Raw genomic sequence first — 22,622 nt, forward strand, 5'->3', positions numbered from 1 at the left:
TCCGGGGCGGTGCCCAACCTCAGGCGGACAGCCTCCTCGCCCGGCACCGCGCCACGCTGGAGCAAAGTGCCTGGCAACTCCCACCCGTCGCGTCCCGTCGAGGCCTTCGGCGGTGGCCACCCGCGTGAGCTGGTGGCTGATGCCCGCGTCTCTATCGCGGGTCGAGTACGCGCGTCATCCAGATCGAGTCACCGTGTTCGGCGTCCTCGTCGATGCGGTCGCTTCGGTGGAAGCCGAGTTTCTCAAGGACGCGGAACGAGGGTGTGTTCCACTCCCGCACAGTGGCCCAGAGGCGGTGACGCCCTGTTCGAATCGCGGCTTCCAAGACCGCACGGGCGGCTTCTGTCGCATAACCATGGCCGTGAGCTCGTTGTGCCAGCTCGTACGCGATCTCAGGTTCGTCGAACGTTCCCTGGCCGACGGTCAATCCGCAATACCCGATGAACTCACCGGTGTCGCGCAGCTCCATGGCCAGCAACCCGAGCCCGGGAGCCGCCGTCAGCGGATTGTCAACGAGCCAGCTGCGGACGTCCTCGACCGTCGGCCGTCCCTCGGCGTCGATCCGGCGGGCCGCCGGCACTCGCGGGTCCCGCTCGAACCACAACCCGCGGAACTGTTCTGCGTCCGACGGCACCCACCGTCGCAACCGCAGCCGCTCGGTCATCAACTCTGCCGGTAGATCCTCATATGTCCTCATCCGGCCAACCTAACCCAGTGCCGGTCACCCTCGGACCCGACAGAAGCGGTAGCGAGAATGTCGGGAGATCCGGGCCGGTGACGTCGCACGATGGGGGCATGGACGACACGACCTTGACATCCCGTTTCCTCCGCGACGGCTTCGTGAAGCTGGAGGGTGCCGTCGCGCCGCGCGTGGCCGCAGACTGTGCGCGGCTGCTGTGGCGGGAGACGGGCTGCGACCCGGACGACCCGTCCACGTGGACGCAGCCCGTGCACTGGGTGGCCGGTATGGCGCAGGGACCGTTCGCGGCCGCACCCAATTCCCCGGCCCTGCATCATGCGTACGACCTGCTCGTCGGCGCGGGACGCTGGGAGCCGCGCTACTCACTGGGCACGTTCCCACTGCGCTTCCCCCACGAGGAGGAGCCGAACGACGCTGGCTGGCACATCGAGGGGAGCTATCTGCCGGAGGGCGAGAGCTGGTACTTCACGAATCTGCGCTCCCAGGGGCGGGCGCTGTTGATGCTCTTCCTGTTCAGCGAAGTCGGTGAGGAGGACGCCCCGACCCGGATCCGGGTCGGCTCACACCTCGACGTGCCGAAGGTGCTGGAGAAGTACGGGGAGGACGGGGCGAGCGGGCTGACCCTCGCACCCGATCTGGTGGCGGCGTCCGACCACCGGCCGCTCGCCCTCGCCACCGGGTCCCCGGGCGACGTTTTCCTGTGCCATCCGTTCCTGGTGCACGCCGCACAGCCGCACCATGGGGTGCGGCCGCGCTTCATGGCCCAGCCGCCGCTCCTGCCGGCCGCGCCGTACGAACTGGATCGGGCCGACGGCGCGTACTCACTGGTGGAGATTGCGATCCGCCAGGGGCTGGGACGGGACGGGGGCGGCGCTGGATAGAGGTGCCTGACGACTATCGTCGGCAGGGCGGCCGTGCAGAGGCTGCGGAAGGAGGGCACGCATGCTGGAGCGGCTGAACCAGGCCATGGAGCACATCGAGGGCCATCTCGACCAGGCCCTCGACGTGGAGGAGCTGGCACGCGTCGCGGCCACCTCGGAGCAGCACCTGCGCCGGATGTTCTCCGCGCTGGCGGGCATGCCGCTCGCGGAGTACGTCCGGCGCCGCCGGCTCACCCTGGCGGGCGCCGAAGTACTCGCGGGGCGTGAAACGCTGCTGGATATCGCGGTGCGCTACGGCTACGGCTCCGGTGAGGCGTTCGCGCGGGCGTTTCGTGCCATGCACGGCATCGGACCAGGCGAGGCCCGGCGTACCGGCGCCGCGCTCACCTCCCAGTCCCGAATGGCCTTCCGCCTCACCATCGAAGGGAGCAGCAGCATGCGGTACCGCGTCGTGGACAGGGCGGACTTCACCGTCGTCGGGTTCAAGGCCCGGGTACCGCTGGTGCACGCGGGCCCGAACCAGGCGATCATCGACTTCGTCCGTAGGATCGATCCACCGGCTCTGGGACGCCTGGAGAAGCTGTCGGACCAGGAACCGTACGGCATCGTCGCGGTGTGCGACGACATGGAACCCGGCCGCGCCGAGGGTGATGAGCTCGACTACCATCACGGCGTGATCACTTCCGCCGCCGCTCCGGAAGGCACGACCACGCTGGCCGTCCCCGCCGGCACCTGGGCGGTCTTCACCACCTCCGGGCCCGCGCCACGGGCCATCCAGGAGCTGTGGCGGGACGTGTTCACCGAGTGGTTCCCGTCGAACCCGTACCGCACCCGCACCGGCCCCGAGATCCTCCGCATCCAGCTGTCGCCGGACAAGACGGAGGCCGACGCCGAACTGTGGCTCCCGGTGGAGCCCGAGCACCGCTGAACACGGCGACCTACCCCCGGGGTGGACGTCCGGGCTGACCTTCGCGATGGCATCCCCCGGACACGAATGCTGGGTCAGGGCCGTAGGAAGCGATGGAGTGCACGTGAGGCGGCCATTCGGCCGGTCCCGGCCGCCGCCCGGAAGGCAGCCGTTCCCGGCGGAACGGGGTCGCCAGATGCCTGGTCAGTGCCCGTTCCTGACTCTGGGGCCGGCTCCAGACCCGGTTAGGCCTCCTCACATGCGATCTCGGGCGGGCAGCTGACCTTCGCGCCGCCGAACCTGACCCGGGTACCGCCAGGCACGCTCAGCCGGTAGTCGGCGCCGCAGTCGCCGCCCCCGCATTCGTAGTCGATGGTCATGCGGTGCTCGCTCCACGACTCGGTGTGGCGCTTGGGGCCGGTCCAGCGCAGCCTGCGGTCGACCACGACCTCGCCCGCCGGCCCGGTGACCACGGTGATCGTCACCGGGCCGCTGGAGTCGACCTCCAGCTCGTCTCCGGTCAGTCGGTACGTGCCGCGGGTGGTCTCCGAAGCGGGCACCATCGGCTCGCGGCCGTTGCTGTGGATCAGCATCGCGCCCCCGGCGATCGCGACAGCAGCCAGCAGGGCGGTGGCTGCGAGGATCTTCTTCATGCTTCAAAGGTAGGAACTCGCGGCCCCGGCGAACGATGGTGCTGCTTTCCCACTTGATGGTGGTGCTGGCCCCACCCTCGAACAGGGGTGCCGGATGATGGCCGACGCGGAGCCCACCGGGCTCGCCGGCGGCCGGGGGGCGGCGGCGGCAGCACCGTTGTGCCCGACGTTCTAGTCGGTGAGCAGGATGTCGTCCAGGCACAGCGTGTACGGCGCGTCAGCGCCGCCCACCTGGAACAACACCTGGGCCTCCCGGTCGGAGACCTTGGCGGTGTTCTGGTAGGTGTAGGTCCGGGAGCCGGTGCCGACCTCGGGGTAGCCGTCCACGATCGCGGTGTGCGTCTCGCCGCCGCCCTGGACCAGTGACCTGATCTTCACCGTCCGCGTCGCCGACGCCTTGAAGCTCAGCCGGTACGTCTTCCCGGCCTCCACGCCGATACCGCTCTGCCCGACCATCGCGGCCCACACGTTGTCACCACCCGCGGGGACGTGGGCGCACAACCGTCCGCCCGTCGCCTCGATCGGGGTGTTCTTGGACGCCCACCAACCCTTGACCCCGTTGTCCAGCGAGCCGTTCACGACGCTCTGGTGCACGGGCACGAGGGAGACATTGTCCAGGCACAGCGTGTACGGCGCGTCAGCGCCGCCCACCTGGAACAACACCTGGGCCTCCGTGTCCGCCCCCTTGGCCGTGGCCGCGTAGCTGAACTTCTTCGGGCTGCCGCCGACCTCGGGGTAGCCGTCCACGATCGCGGCGCGCTTCTCGCCGCCGCCCTGGACCACCGACCTGATCCTCGTCGTCCTCGTGGCGGTCGCCTCGAAGCTCAACTGGTAGGTCTGTCCGGCCTGGACCGCGACGCCGCTCTGCCCGATCATCGCGGCCCACACGTTGTCACCACCCGCGGGGATCTGGGCGCACAACCGCCCGCCGGTCACCTTGATCGGGGTGTTCTTGGACGCCCACCAACCCTTGACCCCGTTGTCCAGGGAGCCGTTCACCACGGCGTCGCCGGCGGGCGCGGCGGCGTACGCGGGAGTCGCCGCCGCGGCCATCGCCACGAAGGCGCCCACGGCGATGAGGCGCATCGATAGAGGATTCATGAAAAATGATCTTAGGAAGAGACGTCAGCATCGGCACAGAGCCAATTCGTGGTCACGCAGTTGGGCCAACCTTCACGAGTGGACCTGCGTGCGGTGGAGTGTGACGAAGGAGGCGAGAACGGCGGCGAGGCCGTCGGACGCGTTCACGGTGGAGTGGCGCAGCGGCGTGCCGGATTCGATGGAACGGGCGATCTCCTGGTACACGAGCCCGCGCAGGACCCGGACGGGCGGGATCTCCCGCATGGCCCTCGATCCCATGCGTTCGAAGAGCAGCGTGCTGCCGCTGACCGTGAGGCGCGCATCGGTGTCGAACAGGCTGAGCCGCTCAGACGGAACCGCGGAACAGGTCGTGCCGGCGAAGGCGAGCCGCGAGCCGTTGTGGAAGCTCACCAGGCCGATGGCCCGCCCTCCCGGATCGTCGTCGACCTGGATCCTCGTGTCGGCCGGCTCGCCGAGAAGCTGACAGGCCAGATCGAGGTACGGCGTGAGAATCCGGGCGAGTGCCCGTTTCTGCCGCGTCGGCCCCCAGCGGAACCACAACGGGTTGCGGAACTCCTCGAAGGGATGTGACCGGGAGACCTCGAGTGTCGCGCAGGTCGTCGCCGTCCAGGTCCAGGCTCGTACCTCGGCCGGCACCGCCATGCGGAACGGCATCATGACGCCGATCAGCGCTGTGTCACGCCGGGTCAGCTGCCGGAGCTGCGCCAGTTCCTGGGGGGAGGGGGCGGGTTCGTGCAGGAGTACCGCCTTGCCCGCCTCGGCCGCCTGCCGGACCAGGGCGACTCTCGCCTCCGTGTGGGTGCACAGGACGATGAGCCGGATGTCCGGGTCGAGCAGCAGGCTCTCCCATGTCGCGTCGGTGGGGGCACCGTCCGCGTCCACGACCGGGTCCCGGTTCAGCGCGTGGACGAGCTGGAAGCCCTCGTCGCGCAGCAGGTCGTCCACGGCCTGCTGATGGAGGGGACTGCCGCCGACGACGGCGGCCCTGATCGTCACGGCACGTCCGCCGTTTCGGACCGCCGGCTGATCGGATGTACGTTCGCGCCCTCGCGGAAGGGGGTCAGGCGAGTCATATCGCCCTCCAAGCTCTCATGACCTGACGCTCTGGTGGATGGGCCCCGCCGGAAGCGTGGCGGGATGTCCGGAGATCTTTACGAGCTGCCCAGTGTCATCTTGGATCCGCGTGGAGGCGAAGTCCACGGTCAGGAGTGGCGACGTCACGCCAAGGCAGATGGTCGCCTCGGCTCTCTTCCCGCGAACGGGTGGGTTCAGAGAAGGACCGTCATGGACGTCTCGGTGGTACGGAAGCCGATCCGCGGCCAGATGTGCCGCGCCGGGTTCGCCTGGCTGACCACGGCGGTGAGGGATTCCAGGCCGTCGGCCGCCGCCTTCTGTATGACGTGACGGAGGAGGGTCAGACCCAGACCTCAGGGCGTGCCGGCAGGGTGGCGGAAGGCGTTGGCGACCCATGAGAGGCCGTCCCAGTCATTGACCACCACCCCCGCCACCACCCGATCCGTCAGGTCCACGGCGAGTGAGCTGCAGGCAGGAGCGGGCCGATCAGCTCGCCCTGGAGAAGGGGAGCCAACTCCTCTCGCAGCACCTCTTCGTCGGTACGCGGAGAATGATCCGGATGTCCGGGCGGGAACGCGTTCCGCCAGGCGGGCAGCACCTCCTCCGGCGCACGATCGCAGGGCGTGAACCGGAATCCCTCCGGCGCCGTCGCGGGGGGCCAGGCCGCCGCTGCGCCGAGATCGCAGGAGATCACGTGCGCGTGCCGGATCAGGCGGGCACCGCGGGCCGTCAATTCCGCGCCGAAGTCTTCGGAGACCGTGACGTACCAGCCGCGCATTTTCGCGGCGACCGTCTCGGCCGGTCGCGGGCCGATGATCTCGACCTTGTGCGCCCACGGCCGGCCGTCCCGTTCGCCGTGCACGTAGCTGATTGCCGGAACACCCTGCTCATTCTCCAGAAAATGGCGCTCCTGCTGCATGCGAACATTTGTATCGCACCCCGGCGACATTGCTGAAGGCCGGACCGTTGTTTGCCGATGAACTGCCGCCATGGGCAGCTTGACGGCCCGCCGCGGCCAGTGCCTATGCTGGGCATTCCTTGGCGGCCGACCCTGGACAAAGGGAGTGGCGAGGCGATGCTGAACAGCGCGAACGGTGGCGACCTGACCGGCCGGTTGTCCGGCCCGCTGGCTGAGATCACCGCGCCGGAGCGCTGGAAGATACGCGCGGAGTCATTCTGGTGTTATGTGGAACCGCCGGGGTTCAGTCGCCGGCTCCAGGGGTGGAAGATACACGTCTCGGCGACCACGGAATCGGCGCCGACGGTGCTGGAGAATGCGGCCGAAGTGCTGCTGCGCCGACGGGCCTGTTTCAAATTCGCCAAAGGCCTGGAACAGGTCGCAGAACTGACGTCCATGCGTTTTCCCCGGTCCGGCGGAGGAAAATTCATCACCGTCTATCCCGATGACGACGAACATTTCCGCGTACTCGTGGAGGAGTTGCACGGGGCCGTCGCGGGGCAGGCCGGGCCGGCCATCTTGTCCGACCGGCCCTACTGCCCGGGAAGCCTGGTCCACTACCGATACGGGGGATTCACGGACGCCCTGTCCAGGCTCGACGACGACGGGTCGTACGTGCCGGCGCTCGTGGCCCCCGACGGCACCTGGGCGGAGGACCGGCGTGAGGCCCGGTTCACGCCTCCGCCGTGGGCGCCGCCGCCGTTTCCCGGGATGACGTCGCCGCCGGCGCGAGACGGCGGGCCGGTGTTCATCGCCGACCGGTTCCAGGTGGACGAAGCGATCCGGCACTCCAACCGAGGCGGCGTCTACCGGGCCACGGATCGGCGGAGCGGGCACCGGGTGATCCTCAAGGAGGCTCGTCCGCACATCTCGGACGCGCACGTCCGGTTGCGGCACGAGGCGGACATGCTCGACCTCATGGAGCCACTCGGCGTCACGCCCCGCAAGGTGACGCTGTTCGAGTACCAGCACCACCTGTTCCTGGCGGAGGAGGAGATCCCCGGGCGGTCCCTGCGGAAATGGGTGGAACAGGAGTCACAGGGGACGGAGATCCGCCGCCCGCGACCGGCGGACGTGCGGGCCGTGGCCGCACGGCTGGTGGACCTGGTGGCGCTGGTCCACCGGAGCGGCCTGGTGCTCCGAGATCTCAGCCCGGGCAATGTCGTGGTCACTCCGGACGGCGCGTTGCGCCTGGTGGACGTGGAGTTCGTGACCCGGCAGGGGAGCCCGGCCACGCCGGTGATGACGCCCGGCTACACGGCGCCGGAGCAGATCGCGGCACGCGGCTCCTCGGCGGTCGCCTCGCGGACGGCCGATCTCTACAGCCTCGGTGCGTGCCTGCTGTACCTGTGCGCCCGGGTCGACCTGGTGCTCACGGCTGACGACGACCCCGTCCGGGTGGCGGACGAGCGCATGGAGCTGCTGGTACGAACCGCCATGCACGGCAACGACCCCCTACGTCGCCTGGCACCTGTGATCCTCGGCCTGACGGCGGCGGAGCCGGGGGCGCGGTGGGGTCTCGACCGGGTGCGAGCCGCTCTGCGCGGCGACCGCGGCGCCGCGCCCGAGCCCATCGCGGCCCTCACCCCGGACGAGCAGGACGGTCTCCTGCGTGACCTGCTGGACCACACGGCGGAGCGGATGACGCCCGGCGGCGGACCTCTCTGGCCGCCCGTGCGGCACGAGAACCGTACGGGGGACGCCGCCGGTGTGCACGCCGGCGCCGGTGGCGTGATCATGGTGCTGGCGGGCGCGGTGCGCGTCTTCGACGACCAGAGACACCGGCACGCTCTGGCCACGGCGTCCGCATGGCTGTGCGCGGAGCTGGAGCGCGAGCCGCGCGTTCTTCCCGGGCTGTTCTTCGGCCGCTCGGGCAGCGCCTGGGCGTTGTACGAGGCGGCCCGCGTCCTCGGTGACGACGGCCTCGCCGAACGTGCCCTCGCCTATGCCAGGCGCATTCCGCTGCGGTGGTACATACCGGACTACACACATGGCACGGCGGGTGCCGGAGTCGCGCAACTCGCGCTCTGGCAGGCCACGGGCGACCCCGAATTCCGGGCGCGAGCACAATTGTGCGGCGATCGGCTGATGGAGACCTGCGAACGCCGGGCGGACGAAGTCGTGTGGCCGATCCCCGAAGGCTTCGCGTCCAAGCTGGCCGGTCTCACGCACTACGGTTTCGCGCATGGCGTCGCGGGCATCGCGACGTTCCTGCTCTCGGCCGGCCATGCCCTCGGCCGGGCCGACTACGTCGAGATGGCCGAGACCTGCGGCACGGCGCTGTACGCACGGGCCGAGCGGGTCGGCGAGGCCGTCCGGTGGCCGGTCGGCCCCAAAGACGCCACCCGGGCGGGGGCGCCGGAGCCGGACACCGCATGGTGGTGCAACGGCTCCGGCGGCATCGGCGCCTTCTTCGCCAGATTGTGGCGGACGACCGGCGACGCTCGTTTTCTCAGCATGGCGGAGATGGCCGCGACAGCGGTGCGGAACGAGCGATGGGTGCTCGGCCCCGATCACTGTCACGGCAACGCGGGGAACGGCGAGCTGCTGCTCGACCTGGCCGGCCTGCTGGGTGAGGAACGCTATCTCACCTGGGCCGCCGAGCACGCGGCCCGTATCCACAGCGGGCACGTCCGCGCGAACGGACGGAAAATCATCCGCGCCACGGACGGGCGGGACCTGCCCTTCAGCTACAACCTGGGCCTGGGCGGGATCATCGGGTTCCTGCTGCGGCTGCGCCATGGTGGCCGCCGGTGGTTCATGCCCGATGAGTTCGCCCTGCATCCCCCGCACGCAGAAGGGAGGTGAGACCGTGTCCACCGATGTGGCCGCTCTTCAGGAGCTTCCCGCCGCGGAGAACGCCGAGGCGCAGGAAAGAACCGTCTGCTGCATGACCTGGACCGTACCGGGTTGCCAGACCTCGTTCGTCTCCACGTAGGAGTGGCGAGGCGGGCCGGCCGGCCGCCCGGTGCCGGTGCTTTTACGGTGCGGGGTGGCCGGCTGTGCTCAGGGCGTCGTGCCAGGGGCCGATCTTTACGACAATCACGAGGGCGGCGTCATATCTCGTGTCCGGACGATCACGGACCGTCGTCCTTCTGGCGCACATTATAGCCAATTGCCGGAGAAATCTTGGGGGTTGTTCGTGCTTGTTCGATCAATAGAATGATGGGATCCCTGCGAGAATCGTCGTCGAAAGTTGTGCTGAATGCTGGTGTCACTCGGGCTGTATCCACTGGCGGAAAAGGTTTACCGGTTGCTCCTTCTACGTCAGGACTTAGACGTCGAGGCGATGGCGAGTGAGCTTTCCACAACTAATGATCAGGTCCGAACGGCGCTCGATCATCTGGCCGAGCTGGCATTACTCCTGCCCTCCTGGGAATCTCCCGGCAGCTTTCGGCCGGTCAGCCCGCAGGTGGGGTTGCAGGTGCTCCTCCAGCAACGCCAGGCCGAGCTGGCGCGTCAGCAGAACCAGATCGCCGAGGCCGAGTCCGCCATCGCGGCCATCGTCAGCGAATACTCCGACGCCCAACAGGACGGGCAACGTCCTGGGGCCGATTGGCTGCTCGGGATGGATGCCATCCAGGCCCGCATCGAGAGACTGTCGGCCGAGGCCGTCTGTGAAGTGGCCAGCATGATGCCCGGCGGGGCGCAGGACCCTCAGTTGATCGAGGCGGCCAAGTGCCTGGACAGGCAGGTCCGTGACCGGGGGGTGGACATTCGCACGATCGGGCTGGACAGCATGCGAAACGACGGCCCCACGCTGGCGTACGCGGAATGGCTGGTCGAGATGGGCGCGCAGGTCCGCACGGTGCCGACCCTGCCCATCCGGATGTTGATCTATGATCGCCAGGTCGCCTTTCTCCCGGTGGATGCGTCGAATACCCAGGTCGGGGCCGTGCAGGTGTCGGAAAGCGGGACCGTGGTCGCCGTCCTCGCGTTGTTCGACCAGATCTGGAACGCGGCGACGCCCATCGGGTCGCAACCGCACAAGGACGAGGCCGGGCTGCTGCCGCAGGAACGGCACCTGCTCAAGCTGCTGGCCGAAGGAATGACGGACGAGGCGGCCGGTCATCACCTCGGCCTGTCTCAGCGCACGGTGCGGCGCATGATGGCGGCGATCATGGAGCGGCTCGGCGCCCGTAGCCGTTTCGAAGCGGGGTTGCGCGCGGCGCGACAAGGCTGGCTCTGACCCGCCGCCTCAGCCTTCGGGGCGGCCGCGACGCGACCTGGACGCGCCATTGGCAGGTGCGGGCCGCCGTCGCCCGGGAAGTTGTAGAAGCCAATTGGGCCCCCACCGCGGAAGCGGGCGGCCGGCCTCATGGACGCGTTCTTCTCGCCCGGGCCGGGATCCGCCATCAGCCCGATCGCATTGTCGCCGCCCCCCTGGGCGGCGACATGGAGATCCGCCACTGGCGTCGCCCGCTGCCGGCCCCGTGCGGCGGTCAGACCTAATCAGGTCAGACACCTTTAGGTCACGCGCCGGCACTTCAACACGGTCCATTCCGCTGAGCATACTGATCGCACCACACGGCAGTTCCTCACCAGAAAAGGATCGAAAATGCAGCTTCCCACGAAGTTCACCGCGAAGATCGCTGCCCTCCTCGTTTCGGTGGCCGTGCTCGGAACGGGCGGCGCGGTGGTGGCCCTGGCCGGTCACGCGCCCGCCGGTAAAGCAGTCATGAACGTGGCCGACGGTGTAAACGGAAACATCTGGGGCTGAGTCCCGGATAATCGTTGCCGATGTTTCGTCATGTATGTGATTACAGCTCGCTTGGCTCCGACGATCCCGGGGAGCCCGCCGCTCGACACCGAGCGGCTGCGCTCTTCCCTGACCGCGTTCAGAGGCCCGATCAGCGTCTGCCACGCCTACCTCAGAAGTGACGCCGGCGGGATATCCCTGGTCCTGTACCTGAACGGCGCCGACCTGCCGCAGGTGGAAAGCGGCTCCCGCGCCCTGCTGGAGGCGGTGCTGGCCGACGATGCCGATCCGGCCGGATGGGTGGTCGCGCACTGCGGGGCCGACGTGATCTCGCTGGCGATGGACACGTTGCTCAGGGCCGATCCGTTGACCGAAACCTGATCGGATGGCCCTCGCTCCGGTGTCAAACCCCTGGCTTCGAGCATGGAAGGATGGAATGAAACTCTCAGTCGGGCGTTCGCCGCACCAAGAGTCGCTCCGCTCGCTGCTCCGCAAGCTTCGGATTCGGGCCGGGCTCACTCAACAACAACTGGCTGATCTGTCCACGTTGAGTGTGCGTGCGATTCGTGATCTGGAAAGTGGACGGGTGCATCGGCCCCGTTTGGAGACCGTTCGCCTGCTGGCCGACGGTCTCGCTCTCGAAGGCGGCACCCGCTCGCTGTTCATCGCGGCGGCGACCGAGGCCGCCGCCGCCGACAACGCCGACGACCACAACGCCGGCGCCGACAACGACGCCTTCATGCCGGAAGACGACTTGGGGGCCACGATCGCGCACGTCATAGAGAACGCGCTCATGAGCACCGTGCCAGGCCAGGTGGAGGCGCGGCCCTGCCCTCCGGAGGGGGCCGTCCGGCAGGTGTCCATGATCCGCCTGGACGGCGGCGAGCCCCGTCACATCTTCATGGAGATCTGGATGTGGCGTGGATCTGAGATGCCTCAATGGTTCCGGACGGACGACGCGTCAGGGTGGAGAATCCCTGATCTGACTTGAGGCCGCGCCCGGCGAGCCGGGGCCGGGTGATGTCCGCCGCCGGCCGGTCCGTTCTCGGTCATCGAGCGACGGGCCGGCTCGCGGCCTTTTTCTGTCGTGAGCTGGGAAAAGTCGAGCCCGCTGCCACCCGCTGCCGTACGCCTGCTTTGCTGGCAATCTCTCGCCATGGCTGCTACACGCCTTGGCAGACGCTGGACGCCCGCCGTTTCGGTGACACACGATGAATGCGCGGAAGCCGCCATTCCCCCGAAAAGCGCCGTCCCGGCCTCATGAAAGGTTGCCATGTCACAACCGACTGTTCTCGCGCCCCGTTCCTGGGCAGAGCCGGCAAAGCATTATCTCGCCGTCCTGGAGAATTCCTGGTATCAGCATCTCACGCTGTTCCAGGATATCGTCGCCCATCGGACGACCGACTTCTGGACAGCCCATGGCGCCCGTTATCTCAACGTGCCGATCACCACGGGTTCCATTTCCAGCCCGATGGGCCGCGGCAGCGACAGCACGCCGGTGAAGGTCGAGCTGGAAGGCGTTTCGACCTATCTCGCGGACTCGATGCAGTTCATGCTCGAATTCGGCTGCCGGCTCTCGCCCGGCGGGGCGTACTACCTCATGCCTTCCTTCAGGGGCGAGCAGGCCGACCAGACGCACCTGTGCCAGTTCTTCCACAGCGAGGCCGAGATCGCCGGAGGTCTGGACGACGTCATCCGGGTGGTGGAGGACTACCTGCGCCATCTTGCCGCCGGCCTGCTTGAGCACGGCCGTCAGGCCGTGCTGGACGTCGCGGGCGGCGTCGAGCACCTGGAGGAGCTCGCGGGCTCGGCCGCCCTGCCTCGCGTGCCGTTCGAGGAGGCGGTGGCCCGGCTTCGCCAGGATCCGGCATTCGTGCGGGAAATGGGACCGCAGTGCCGCACTCTCACCCGTGCGGGAGAACGGGAACTGATGGAGCAATTCGGGGGATACGTATGGGTCACCCATATGGACCACCTCAGCGTGCCGTTCTATCAGGCGTTCGACCCCGACGATCCCACCAAGGCGCTGAGCGCCGATCTGCTTTTCGGCATCGGCGAAACGGTCGGCTCGGGAGAGCGGCACGCCAACGCCGCCGAACTTGAACGGGCGCTCGACCTGCACGAGGTGTCGGCCGACGAATATCACTGGTACATGACCATGAAGGACCGCCATCCGCTGCGTACATCGGGTTTCGGGCTCGGGGTCGAACGCTTCCTCCTCTGGGTGATGAAACACGACGACATCCGGGACCTGGCGCTGCTGCTGCGATTCAACGGCCAGCAGATCCTGCCCTGAAGCCATCAATACCGACACGGAGTTCTCATGGCACTGATCGACGTCCCCGCGCACGATTCCACGCAGCACGAAGTGCTCGACTATTTCCGCAAGAAAGCCGACGGCTACGACCAGGTGGACGAGCAGGTCTACTGGCGGCTGTCGGACCAGCTTCTCTGGGAGGCGCTGCAGGAGTACGTGCTTCCCAACGTCCCGGTGGGCGGGCGGCTCCTGGACGCGGGCGGCGGCACGGGCCGGTGGACCCAGCGGATTCTGCGGGAGCGCCCGGACCTGACCTGTGTGCACTTCGACCTCAGCCCCGACATGACACGGCACGCCACGGCGAAGGCGGAGGAAGACGGCTATCTCGACCGTCTCACCGTGGTGAACGGCGATCTGATGGACGTGGAACGGCACCTGGCGGGCGACCGGTTCGACCTGATCATCAGCTTCCACAACGTGCTCGGTTTCGTGGCCGATCCCGATGAGGTGCTCAGGCAGCTCGCCACGCTGATGGCGCCCGACGCCCAGCTGGCCCTGGTGCTGCCCAACCGCTATCACGCGGCCTTCTTCAACCTGCACGTCGGCATGCTGGAGGACGCGGAGTCGGCGGTGTCCGACGCTCGCGGGAGGTTCACTCCGGACATGCCGGCCATGCACTTGTTCACGCCCGGACTGCTGCACGAGAGGCTGGTCGGGCTCGGACTGACCGTCCCGGTCAGGACGGGGTTCCCGACGCTCATCTATCCGGGCTACCAGGAGACCCAGCTCGAAGGCACCAGCGCCGGCGTCTCCCGGAGCTTGTCCGACCCCCAGAGCTACGAACGCATCCTGAAGCTGGAGCGTCGCATGCTCAGCGAGCCGGACCTGGCCGAACGCGGGAACAACCTGTTCTTCGTCGCCCGCCAAGGCCCCGCGTCGTAGGCGATGTCCTTCTCGACGAGGCGGGCTCTGGTGGACGAGCCGGACCCGAGCCCGCCCGCACCCCTGCTTCCGCACGCCCTGCGCCGCGGAGACGTGATCGGACTCTGCTCCCCCTCGATGCCGCACGCCGCCAGATTCCCCCGGCGCCGAACCCGGGCGATCGGCGCGCTGGAGGCGGCGGGCTACCGCGTGCGTGAGGGGCGGAACTGGCTCAAGGACACCGGTCACACGGCCGGCACCCCCGAGGAGCGGGTCCAGGACCTGCACGAGCTGTTCGCCGACGGCGAGGTCCGCGCCATCATGACCTCCATCGGCGGCTACAACGCCAGCCAACTGCTGGAACTGCTCGACTACGACCTGATCCGGCGCCACCCGAAGCTGCTGATCGGCTACAGCGACGCCACGGCGCTCCTGCTGGCGATCTGGAAACGCGCTCGGGTGGGGGTCGTGATGGGCCCCCAGCTTCTTCCCCAGTGGGGGGAGTCCGGCGGATGCCTGTCCTACACCGAGGCGATGCTGGAGCGCACCGTGGCGGACTCCCGCCCGATCGGTGACATCCCGTTCCCCGAGGAGCAGGTTCTGGAGTTCCTCGCCTGGGACTGCGACGACGAACGGCCGAGACGCCAGGATCGGGCCGCTCCGGTACGGGTCCTGCGGGAAGGCGAGGCGGAGGGCTTCCTGATCGGCGCGAATCTCGACACCCTCCTGAGGCTGGCCGGTACGGACTTCTGGCCGGACCTGCGGGGCGCGATGTTGCTGGTGGAGACCGCGGGCAGCGACGTCGGCGAAGTGGAGGCGCAGCTGACCCACCTGCGTCACCTCGGGGTCTTCGACCAGATCGTCGCGCTGGGGCTCGGCCGGTTCACCGATCCCGCGATGGACCGGCTCCCCGAACTGGCGGCCGTCGTGGACCGGGCGGCGCAGGGCTTCCGCGGCCCGGTTCTGAGCGGGCTTCCGCTGGGCCACACCGACCCCGTGATGTGCGTGCCCTTCGGGGCGCGGGCCGTGTTGCACGCCGGCGAGCGGCAGCGTCTGACGGTGCTGGACCCGGCGGTCAGAGAGGACGGCTGCATGCCATGAACAAGGCGACGAAATGGCCGGCGCCGGTCGGGAGAAAGCCGGCGATGGCGGCGGCCTTCCTGCTCGCGGTGCTGGCGGGCCAGTTCTTCCACACGGTCGTCGACCGCAATCGATGGCCCTTCTGCTCCAACAACATGTTCAACCGCGCGCTGCCCCGACGGTTCCCCCAGTTACGGATCCGGCTGAGGGACGGCGACGAATGGACCGGCCTCCGCCAGGTCTACGGCCTGATGCCGCTGGAGTTCTTCCGGGTTGTGGACATCTTCGCCACCGTCCTGCTGGAGAACACGGACGACGAGGTGAAGGAGCGGTTCTGCCGGACGATATTGGACCGGCTCAACACGCGGCCCTGGCCGAACTACGACGAGGTGCGGCGATCGGAACGGCCCACGCATCCACGCGGTTTCACCGGACTAGAGGTGATCATGGTCAGTATCGACGTCGGAGACTACTCGATGACCGACGACGGGCCTCTCTACGACCACCAGGTGCTCTACCGCTGTGAGGTGGGGTGATGGTGCGCAGGCTCTCGGCGATCCTCTTCGGGCAGGAGGACGCCGCCGACCGGTTGCCGCTCGCGCGCGTGAGTCTGGGGCTCGCGGTCATCCGCACGATCGTGCAGATGCCCGCCGGGTCGTTCTTCGAGGAGCACCAGGACACCCTTCAGGCGTGCCAACCGGAGGACCGTCGCGGCGTCCGGCTGAGCGCCTTCCAGTTCAACGCGCTGCGTCTGCTGTCGCTGGCCGCCGTGGGGTTGTGGACGATCGGCGTGCGCCATGCCCTCGTGCGGGTCTCCGCGGCGGCCGGCTTCGCCGCGCTCAACTGCTATGTCGCCCAGTTCCATCCGCGTTTGTGGAACTACAACAGTCACCTGAACCTGTTCCTGTGCGCGGCGACCGCGGTCGACACCTCGAAGTGGCTGAGCGTCGACAAGCGGCCGCCCGGCCCCCTGTCGAAGGAGGAGGCGCAGCTTCAGTCGCTCGCGCTCGCCGCCATGCAATTGGGGGCCGCCTCGATCTACAGCCAGGCGGGGCTGTCGAAGCTCATTCACGGCAAGCTCAAATGGATGGTGGAGGGCGGCACCCTCAAGGGCTCGCTGGCCGTGCTGGGAACGGCCGAGGGACACCGCCTCAGCGCCAACGACCCGCTGATGCGGGTGCTGAGCGTGGCGACCGTCGTCGGTGAGGCGGCCTTCCTGCCGCTGTTGGTGGCCCGCTGGAAGAACCGACGTCTGATCGCGCTCGGCGCCGTCGCCTTCCATCTGGCGACCAAACGTTTCCTGGGCATCTCCTTCTGGCATCTGTGGGCGCTGTACCCGGCGCTGTTCATCGCCCCGTCGCCGAAGACCGACCGCTCGTAGGGAATCGCACTGCTCGTGTAGAGACGGGCCCGAAGCCAGGAGATCCAGCCATGCCAGGCCAAGTCAGTCACAGCGATGTACGGCGGGCGAGTCGTTCACAACAGACCCTTGTGGATCTGACCGCCGGCTTCACCGATCACTTCCTCCGAGCCGGGGCCGAGCGTCTGTCCGCCGAGCCGGCCGTACCGCGCGACGACCCGACCGTTCTGTTCACCAACTCCGCCGTGGTCGCGTTCAAACCCTACCTACGCGGTGACGTCGTCCTGGGCGATCGCACGCTCGTGGTCACCCAGCCGTGCGTCAGGGCGCACAATCTGAAGACCACCTTCAGCGAGGCGTTCTCGGCCGACTTCGTCCTGCAGTTCAACATGCTCGCCGTGCTCGCGCCCGTGGCCGCCCTCGACTCGCTGGCCGAGACCATCAGGCGGTTCTTCAGCGACCTGCACGGGCTGAAGGGCTCGCAGGTGCTGCTGAAGGTGGCGGCCGACGACCATGACCTGCACACCGCCTGGCAGGACGCCTGGACGACGCCGTTGGCCTACGACGAGGAGCCGCGTCGCTACTACCGCTGGGGCTTCGGCGAGGACCGGATGACCGGGCGGGGCGCCACCTTCGCCATCGAGCAGTCCGGCGGCAAATGGCGCGACCTGGGAAATCTCATCGCCTTCGAATGGGACGGCCGGACCGTCGGCTACGGGTTCGGGATCGGCGTCGAGACGCTCGCCGCGTGCCTGGCCCGCAGCAGGTGGGTGATCGACGTGATGCCGCCCGGGGTGCTCCCGCCCGTGGAGACGGAGCAGCAGGCCAAGCTCGCGGACCTGCTGGGGCTGCTCGCCCGGCTGTACGCCAACGACATCGAGATGTCCGGCCGCGCCCAGGGCTACATCATGCGCAAGGCCCTGGTGACGCTGGACGCCCTGGCGTCCGAGCTGCGGGTGCCCGAAGACGAGCTGCTGGCCAGGATGGGCGCGATCACGGCCGCGCAGACTCCTGGTCTGGACCTGGTGCGCCCCTTCCGGCGAGACCTCGCACAGCTGCGCATGCTGCCCGAAGCGGTGCGTTCGTTCGACCTGTCGTTGCGGTGCCGCCGGGACGTGTCGCCGGAGATGCTCTGCGCCGCCGCCGAGGGGATCGCGCTTCCCGACGTGCTCAGGATCGACTCGTCCGTCTCGGACGTGTGGTGCGGGCCTTCGCTGGACGAGGACGAGCACTCCGTGACGATCTCGTTGAGCCTCCTGACCCGCCACCCGTTGACTCCGCAGCAGATCAAGGAGGCGTTGCGGACCGTGACCCAGGAACTGGCCGGGAATTTCGGCGCGACATTGCGCGGCACGGTATAGGCCGCGGCCCGCGATGCCGGCGACGTGCGTTCTGTGGAGTGAAAGTGGACCTTGCAGCAGAGATATATGACCGGTTCTCGGCCGACCTCGCGGAGGCTGTCACCGGAGAAGAGCTGGCGGCGGTCCAGGCCCGGCACACGGGCCGGCGCAGCCGGGTGAAAGAGGAGTTCCGCGAGCTGGCGAAGCTGCCTGAGCACGAGCGCAAGGAACGCGCGGTCATGCTCAACGGCCTGGAACTGCGCATGCGCGTGGAAGTGGAGGAGAAGACCGGCCGCGTGCGGGCGGCGGAGACCGCCCGGCAGATCGAGCACGAATGGCTCGACCTGTCCCTGCCCGGTCAGGTGCCCCGGCGTGGCGCCTGGCACCCGCTCACGGAGGTGGAGCGCCACTGCCTGGACGTGCTGCGCCGGCTCGGATTCGAGCGCGCGGACGGGCCGGAGGTCGAGGACGCGTACCACAACTTCGACGCGCTGAACATCCCGCAACACCACCCGGCGAGGGACCTGCAGGACACCTTCTGGCTCGACGCCGGGCTGCTCATGCGCTCGCACACGACCACCATCCAGGCCCGAGTGCTGGGCGGCCGACCGCGGACGCCGGTCAAGATCGTCGCGGCGGGACGGGTCTACCGCAACGAGGCGGTGGACGCCACGCACATGGCGATGTTCCACCAGCTTGAGGGCTTCTGGCTGGAGCGCGGGCTCGCCCTGGGGCATCTGAAGGAAGTTCTCGTCTTCGTGGTACGGGCTCTGTACGGAGACCGCGTGCGGATGCGGTTCAAACCCAAGTACTACCCCTACACCGAACCATCGCTCGGGCTGGACATCGCGTGCACGGCCTGCGGCGGCGACGGGTGCGAGGCCTGTCACCGCGTCGGCTGGGTGACCATCATCGGCGCCGGGATGATTCATCCGGCGGTGCTTCGCGAATTCGGCTTCGACGGCGACGGGATGCGCGGGATCGCGTTCGGCTGGGGCACGACCAGAATGGCCGCGCAATGGCTCGGCATCTCCAAGGTGAGGTCGCTGTACTCCGCCGACCACCGTCAGCTGGCCTACCTGCATCGAGGCGTCTCATGAAATTCTCCCTCGCCGGCCTGCGCGCGTTCCTGCCGGAGCTGCCCCATGACCTCGCCCGGGTGCGGGCGGCGCTGGACGAGTCCGGTCTTGAGGTCAAGGGCGTCGAATCCGACGGCTCGGACTCGTACGTGACGCTGGAGTTCCTGGCCAATCGTGGCGACCACCGCTGTTACGCGGGGGTGGCCACCGAACTCGGCGCCCGGCTGCGCCTCCCGGTGACGCTTCCGCCGGTCGAAGAGCCGGAGATCGGCGACGGCACGATCGAGGTGGCCGTGGAGTCGGCGGCGTGCCTGGCGTACTCGCTGACCCCGCTCACCGTTCTCGATGCGAAGGCCAAGCTGGGCGCCCCTGAGACCGCCAGACTGGCCGCCGGCGACCTCCTGACCGGATCGGCGCCGGTGGACGCGGCCAACGCCGCGGCCTTGGAGCTCGGCCAGCCGACTCACGTCTTCGACGCCGACCGGGTGAGCGGCACTGTCCGCATCCGTGCGAGCCGCTCCGGTGAGCAGGCCCATCTGATCGGGGAGCGGAAGCCCCGACCGCTGCCCGCCGGCCTGCCCGTGGTGGCCGACGACGAGAAGATCCTCGCGGTGGCGGGCGTGCTGGGCTGCGAGGAGTCCCGCGTGCGGGAGGAGACGCGGCGGCTGCTCCTGGAGTCCGCGGCCTACGATCCCGTGGCGGTCAGGAAGGCCGCGGCCGCGATCGGGGTCTCCACCATGGCGTCGCAGCGATACGAGCGTGGCAGCGACCCCACCGCCGTCCTTCGGGGCGCCGGCCGGGTGATCCGCCTGTTGGAGGAGGCCGGCGCCGCCGAGCGGGACGGGCCGTCCACCGTGCCCGTACGGTGGACGGCCCCACCGCCGCGCATCGCGCTCGACCCGCCGACCTGCTCCGACTTCCTCGGCGTCGAGCTCGGCCTGACGGACATGGCCGGCAGGCTCGGCGAGTACGGCTTCCGCCACGAGGGCGACGGGGAGTTCTCCGTGCCGGGCTCGCGCATCTGGGACGTGAAGGAGCCGGAAGACCTCTACGAGGAGCTCGCTCGCCATATCGGCTACGACACGCTGCCCGCCCGGCCGCTGCCGGCCAGCCCCGGCGCCCCGCTCACGCCGAAGGAAGAGCTGGTCCAGGCGATCGGCGACACCCTCGCCGGCCTCGGCTTCTACGAGACGTTCACCGAGGGCTTCTACGGCAAGGAGACGTTGCGCCTGCTCTCACCGGCCGAGTCCGAGCCGCTGGCCCGGCACGTGCGGATACTGAACGCCGAGGACCGCCGCTACTCCATGCTGAAGAACAACTGCCTGGCGCAGGCCGTGGCGGCGGTGAGCGCCAATCTGCGGTTCAAGCAGGGCGACGTGCGCCTGTTCGAGGTGACCCGGGTCTTCGAGCCCGACGCCACGGCGGACAACGGCCTCTGCCGCGAACACGAGGTCATCTGGGCCGTGGCACTGGGCAGCCGCGCCGCCGACCAGTGGTCGGGCAAGCCGGGCGAGACGGATGTCTTCTTCCTGCGCGGCGCGGTGGAGGAGATCGCGCTGCGCTGTGGTGCCGACGTCGCCTTCCGCCCCGTCCCGCCGGCCCATCCGCTGGCCGGAGTCCTCCACCCCCACCGCGGCGCCGAGATCCTCCTCGACGGCCGGCACGCGGGGCTCGTCGCGGAAGTGCATCCGGACGTGCGCCGCCGCGCCGGCCTCGGCGGCAACCGTCCCTGCTACCTGGAGCTGCGCCTGGACGCGTGGAAGCTGCGCAAGGAGCCGGCCGGGCGCCCGCCGTTCCGTGAGGACCCCGGCGTGGAGCGCATGGTCGACTTCGTCATGCCCCGCCCGGTGCTCAGCCAGGACGTCCTGGACGTGATGACCGCCGCCGGTCCTCCCTGGGTGCGCAGCATCAGAGTCGGCGACGTCTTCCTGCCGCGCGGGGCCGCTCCGGGCGAGCGCTCGGTCACCTATGTCATCACCTGCAACAGCGAGCCCGTACGGCCGGCCGACGAGGTCAACGCCATGCTCGAGAGCTTCATCGAGAAGGTGACGGAGCGATTCGCCGACCAGGGCGTACGCCTGCGCTGAGTGCCCTCGATCCATCGCCCGTCCCGTGAGAACGGTTAACGACATTGACGCATCTCCATTCCATTCTGTTCTGCATTCCCCATGCCGGCGGATCTGCCAGCTCCTTCGCGGGCTGGCACGGCCCGTTCGGGCACAGCGCGGAGGTACGGCCGATAGAACTGGCCGGGAAGGGCGCAAGGGCGGGCGAGACGCCGTACGCGTCGATCCAGGAGGCCGCGCAGGACGTCGCCGGGGTCATCGAGAAGGAGTCGGCCGGCAGGACCTGGGCGGTGCTCGGCCACAGCATGGGCGCGCTCATCGCCTACGAAGCCGTACGCGTGCTGTCGGGACGTGGGCATCCCCCGGCTCAGCGGTTGATCGTCTCGGGATGTCCCGCCCCGCGGCAGCGGCCGGGCACGCGCCCGGACGAGCCGCTCGAAGGCGCGGGAGCCCTCGGTTTCCTTGAGCGGCTCGACGGCCTGCCGCCCGAGATCGCCCGAGACGGGGAGGCGGCCGAGTACTTCGCGGAGCTCGTCCGCCGCGACGGCCTGCTTCTGTCGGAGTATCGCTACACACCGCCGACCGGCCCGCTCGACTGCCCCGTCACCGTGCTGACGGGTTCGGCGGATCCCATCACGACGGACACCGATCCCGCCGACTGGGAACTGGCGGTCGACCGGCCGGTGCGCATGTGCCGCGTGAACGGGCGAGGACATTTCTTCACGATGGAGAACCCCGCGGAGTGCGCCGCTCTGGTGCTCACCGAACTCGGCTGGACCGCAGCGCCCGAGGAGCGGGCCGCCCGGCTGTACCTGGATCTCATGAAGAAGACGCTGACCAACGTCATCTACGAGGACCCGCCCGTGCCCAGCGACTGGAGCCCGGGCTCCACCTATGACCGGGTCAATCGCAGCGCGGGTCTGGACTGGCCGAGCAAGGCCCACACCATGGTCGGGCTACGCCGGCTCGACAACGTCCAGGAATGCGTCGAGCGGGTGCTCCGCGACGGCGTCCCGGGCGATCTCATCGAGACCGGCGTCTGGCGCGGGGGCACCACCATCATGATGCGAGCCGTACTGGCCGCATGGGGGATAGAGGACCGGCTCGTGTGGGTGGCCGATTCCTTCCAGGGGATGCCCGAACCCACGCCGGACGCGCACCCCGACGACACACGGCTCGCCACCCACGAGTTCAACCACTTCATCGGCGTGCCGCTGGAGACGGTGCAACAGAATTTCCGCGCCTATGGACTGCTGGACGACCAGGTCCGCTTCCTCCCGGGCTGGTTCAAGGACACCCTTCCGTCCGCCCCGATGAACCGGCTCGCCCTGCTGCGGCTGGACGGCGACCTGTACGACTCGACGATGGACGCGCTGGAGCACCTGTACCCCAAGCTCTCCCGCGGCGGCTTCGTCATCGTCGACGACTACTTCCTCAAACCCTGCCGCGACGCCGTCTACGACTTCCGCGACAGGCACGGGATCGAGGACGAGATCCGAGACATCGACGGCTATGGCGCCTACTGGCGTCGAGAGAACTGAGGGAG

General features: G+C 68.8%; 23 protein-coding genes. 17 read left to right on the forward strand and 6 right to left on the reverse strand.

Annotated features, from left to right (window positions below):
* Window positions 1-151 precede the first annotated feature (151 nt).
* The gene (locus ABZ815_RS21095) at window positions 152-664 is read right to left on the reverse strand and encodes a GNAT family N-acetyltransferase (RefSeq protein WP_357700274.1); all 513 of its coding nucleotides are present in this window, start codon (window positions 662-664) and stop codon (window positions 152-154) included.
* A 131-nt stretch (window positions 665-795) separates the two neighbouring features.
* Between ABZ815_RS21095 and ABZ815_RS21100 the strand changes: the two genes are divergently transcribed.
* Entirely contained in the window at window positions 796-1,581 is a 786-nt protein-coding gene (locus ABZ815_RS21100) for a phytanoyl-CoA dioxygenase family protein (RefSeq protein ID WP_357700276.1), read from the forward strand.
* A 61-nt stretch (window positions 1,582-1,642) separates the two neighbouring features.
* On the forward strand, window positions 1,643-2,509 hold the full coding sequence (locus ABZ815_RS21105; RefSeq protein ID WP_357700278.1) for an AraC family transcriptional regulator: 867 nt from the start codon (window positions 1,643-1,645) through the stop codon (window positions 2,507-2,509).
* A 224-nt stretch (window positions 2,510-2,733) separates the two neighbouring features.
* Here ABZ815_RS21105 and ABZ815_RS21110 read toward each other — a convergent pair whose 3' ends face one another.
* The 5 genes from ABZ815_RS21110 to ABZ815_RS21130 form a co-directional block, all read right to left on the reverse strand.
* Window positions 2,734-3,141, reverse strand: coding sequence for a hypothetical protein (locus ABZ815_RS21110; RefSeq protein ID WP_357700281.1), 408 nt, complete (start codon window positions 3,139-3,141; stop codon window positions 2,734-2,736).
* A 171-nt stretch (window positions 3,142-3,312) separates the two neighbouring features.
* Window positions 3,313-4,242 carry a carbohydrate binding domain-containing protein gene (locus ABZ815_RS21115; protein ID WP_357700283.1) on the reverse strand — a complete coding sequence of 310 codons (930 nt, stop codon included), beginning with the start codon at window positions 4,240-4,242 and terminating at the stop codon, window positions 3,313-3,315.
* A 72-nt stretch (window positions 4,243-4,314) separates the two neighbouring features.
* Window positions 4,315-5,238, reverse strand: coding sequence for a Gfo/Idh/MocA family oxidoreductase (locus ABZ815_RS21120; protein ID WP_357700285.1), 924 nt, complete (start codon window positions 5,236-5,238; stop codon window positions 4,315-4,317).
* A 272-nt stretch (window positions 5,239-5,510) separates the two neighbouring features.
* Entirely contained in the window at window positions 5,511-5,666 is a 156-nt protein-coding gene (locus tag ABZ815_RS21125; RefSeq protein ID WP_357700555.1) for a hypothetical protein, read from the reverse strand.
* A 95-nt stretch (window positions 5,667-5,761) separates the two neighbouring features.
* Window positions 5,762-6,235, reverse strand: coding sequence for a hypothetical protein (locus ABZ815_RS21130; RefSeq protein WP_357700288.1), 474 nt, complete (start codon window positions 6,233-6,235; stop codon window positions 5,762-5,764).
* 156 nt (window positions 6,236-6,391) lie between these two features.
* Here ABZ815_RS21130 and lanL point away from each other — a divergent pair, with 156 nt between their 5' ends.
* From lanL to ABZ815_RS21205, 15 genes are all read left to right on the forward strand, one after another.
* Window positions 6,392-9,082: a class IV lanthionine synthetase LanL gene (lanL, locus tag ABZ815_RS21135; protein WP_357700290.1), complete on the forward strand. Its 2,691-nt coding sequence runs from the start codon at window positions 6,392-6,394 to the stop codon at window positions 9,080-9,082.
* Between the two features lie 4 nt (window positions 9,083-9,086).
* Window positions 9,087-9,212: an ALQxL family class IV lanthipeptide gene (locus ABZ815_RS21140; RefSeq protein WP_357700292.1), complete on the forward strand. Its 126-nt coding sequence runs from the start codon at window positions 9,087-9,089 to the stop codon at window positions 9,210-9,212.
* Between the two features lie 267 nt (window positions 9,213-9,479).
* Complete coding sequence (locus ABZ815_RS21145; protein ID WP_357700295.1) at window positions 9,480-10,463, forward strand: helix-turn-helix transcriptional regulator; 984 nt, start codon at window positions 9,480-9,482, stop codon at window positions 10,461-10,463.
* Window positions 10,464-10,832: 369 nt separating this feature from the next.
* The gene (locus ABZ815_RS21150; RefSeq protein WP_357700297.1) at window positions 10,833-10,994 is read left to right on the forward strand and encodes a hypothetical protein; all 162 of its coding nucleotides are present in this window, start codon (window positions 10,833-10,835) and stop codon (window positions 10,992-10,994) included.
* 51 nt (window positions 10,995-11,045) lie between these two features.
* A complete protein-coding gene (locus tag ABZ815_RS21155; RefSeq protein WP_357700299.1) occupies window positions 11,046-11,354 on the forward strand; it encodes a hypothetical protein in 309 nt (102 codons plus the stop codon).
* A gap of 55 nt (window positions 11,355-11,409) precedes the next feature.
* Window positions 11,410-11,964, forward strand: coding sequence for a helix-turn-helix transcriptional regulator (locus ABZ815_RS21160; RefSeq protein WP_357700302.1), 555 nt, complete (start codon window positions 11,410-11,412; stop codon window positions 11,962-11,964).
* Window positions 11,965-12,246: 282 nt separating this feature from the next.
* Window positions 12,247-13,269, forward strand: coding sequence for an amino acid--tRNA ligase-related protein (locus ABZ815_RS21165; RefSeq protein WP_357700304.1), 1,023 nt, complete (start codon window positions 12,247-12,249; stop codon window positions 13,267-13,269).
* A 27-nt stretch (window positions 13,270-13,296) separates the two neighbouring features.
* The gene (locus tag ABZ815_RS21170; RefSeq protein WP_357700306.1) at window positions 13,297-14,172 is read left to right on the forward strand and encodes a methyltransferase domain-containing protein; all 876 of its coding nucleotides are present in this window, start codon (window positions 13,297-13,299) and stop codon (window positions 14,170-14,172) included.
* A 30-nt stretch (window positions 14,173-14,202) separates the two neighbouring features.
* Window positions 14,203-15,252 carry a S66 peptidase family protein gene (locus tag ABZ815_RS21175; protein ID WP_357700308.1) on the forward strand — a complete coding sequence of 350 codons (1,050 nt, stop codon included), beginning with the start codon at window positions 14,203-14,205 and terminating at the stop codon, window positions 15,250-15,252.
* Window positions 15,249-15,767: a hypothetical protein gene (locus tag ABZ815_RS21180; protein ID WP_357700310.1), complete on the forward strand. Its 519-nt coding sequence runs from the start codon at window positions 15,249-15,251 to the stop codon at window positions 15,765-15,767. Before ABZ815_RS21175 ends, ABZ815_RS21180 begins: the two co-directional genes overlap by 4 nt.
* Window positions 15,767-16,612, forward strand: coding sequence for a hypothetical protein (locus tag ABZ815_RS21185; RefSeq protein WP_357700312.1), 846 nt, complete (start codon window positions 15,767-15,769; stop codon window positions 16,610-16,612). Before ABZ815_RS21180 ends, ABZ815_RS21185 begins: the two co-directional genes overlap by 1 nt.
* Window positions 16,613-16,722: 110 nt before the next feature.
* Entirely contained in the window at window positions 16,723-17,952 is a 1,230-nt protein-coding gene (locus ABZ815_RS21190) for an alanine--tRNA ligase-related protein (RefSeq protein ID WP_357700315.1), read from the forward strand.
* Window positions 17,953-17,996: 44 nt separating this feature from the next.
* A complete protein-coding gene (gene pheS / locus ABZ815_RS21195; protein ID WP_357700317.1) occupies window positions 17,997-19,031 on the forward strand; it encodes a phenylalanine--tRNA ligase subunit alpha in 1,035 nt (344 codons plus the stop codon).
* Window positions 19,028-21,097, forward strand: coding sequence for a phenylalanine--tRNA ligase subunit beta (locus ABZ815_RS21200; RefSeq protein WP_357700320.1), 2,070 nt, complete (start codon window positions 19,028-19,030; stop codon window positions 21,095-21,097). Before pheS ends, ABZ815_RS21200 begins: the two co-directional genes overlap by 4 nt.
* Before the next feature lie 44 nt (window positions 21,098-21,141).
* A complete protein-coding gene (locus tag ABZ815_RS21205; RefSeq protein WP_357700322.1) occupies window positions 21,142-22,617 on the forward strand; it encodes an alpha/beta fold hydrolase in 1,476 nt (491 codons plus the stop codon).
* The last annotated feature ends 5 nt before the right edge of the window (window positions 22,618-22,622 follow it).

Source organism: Nonomuraea sp. NPDC047529 (genome assembly GCF_040642995.1).
Classification (GTDB): Bacteria; Actinomycetota; Actinomycetes; order Streptosporangiales; family Streptosporangiaceae; genus Nonomuraea.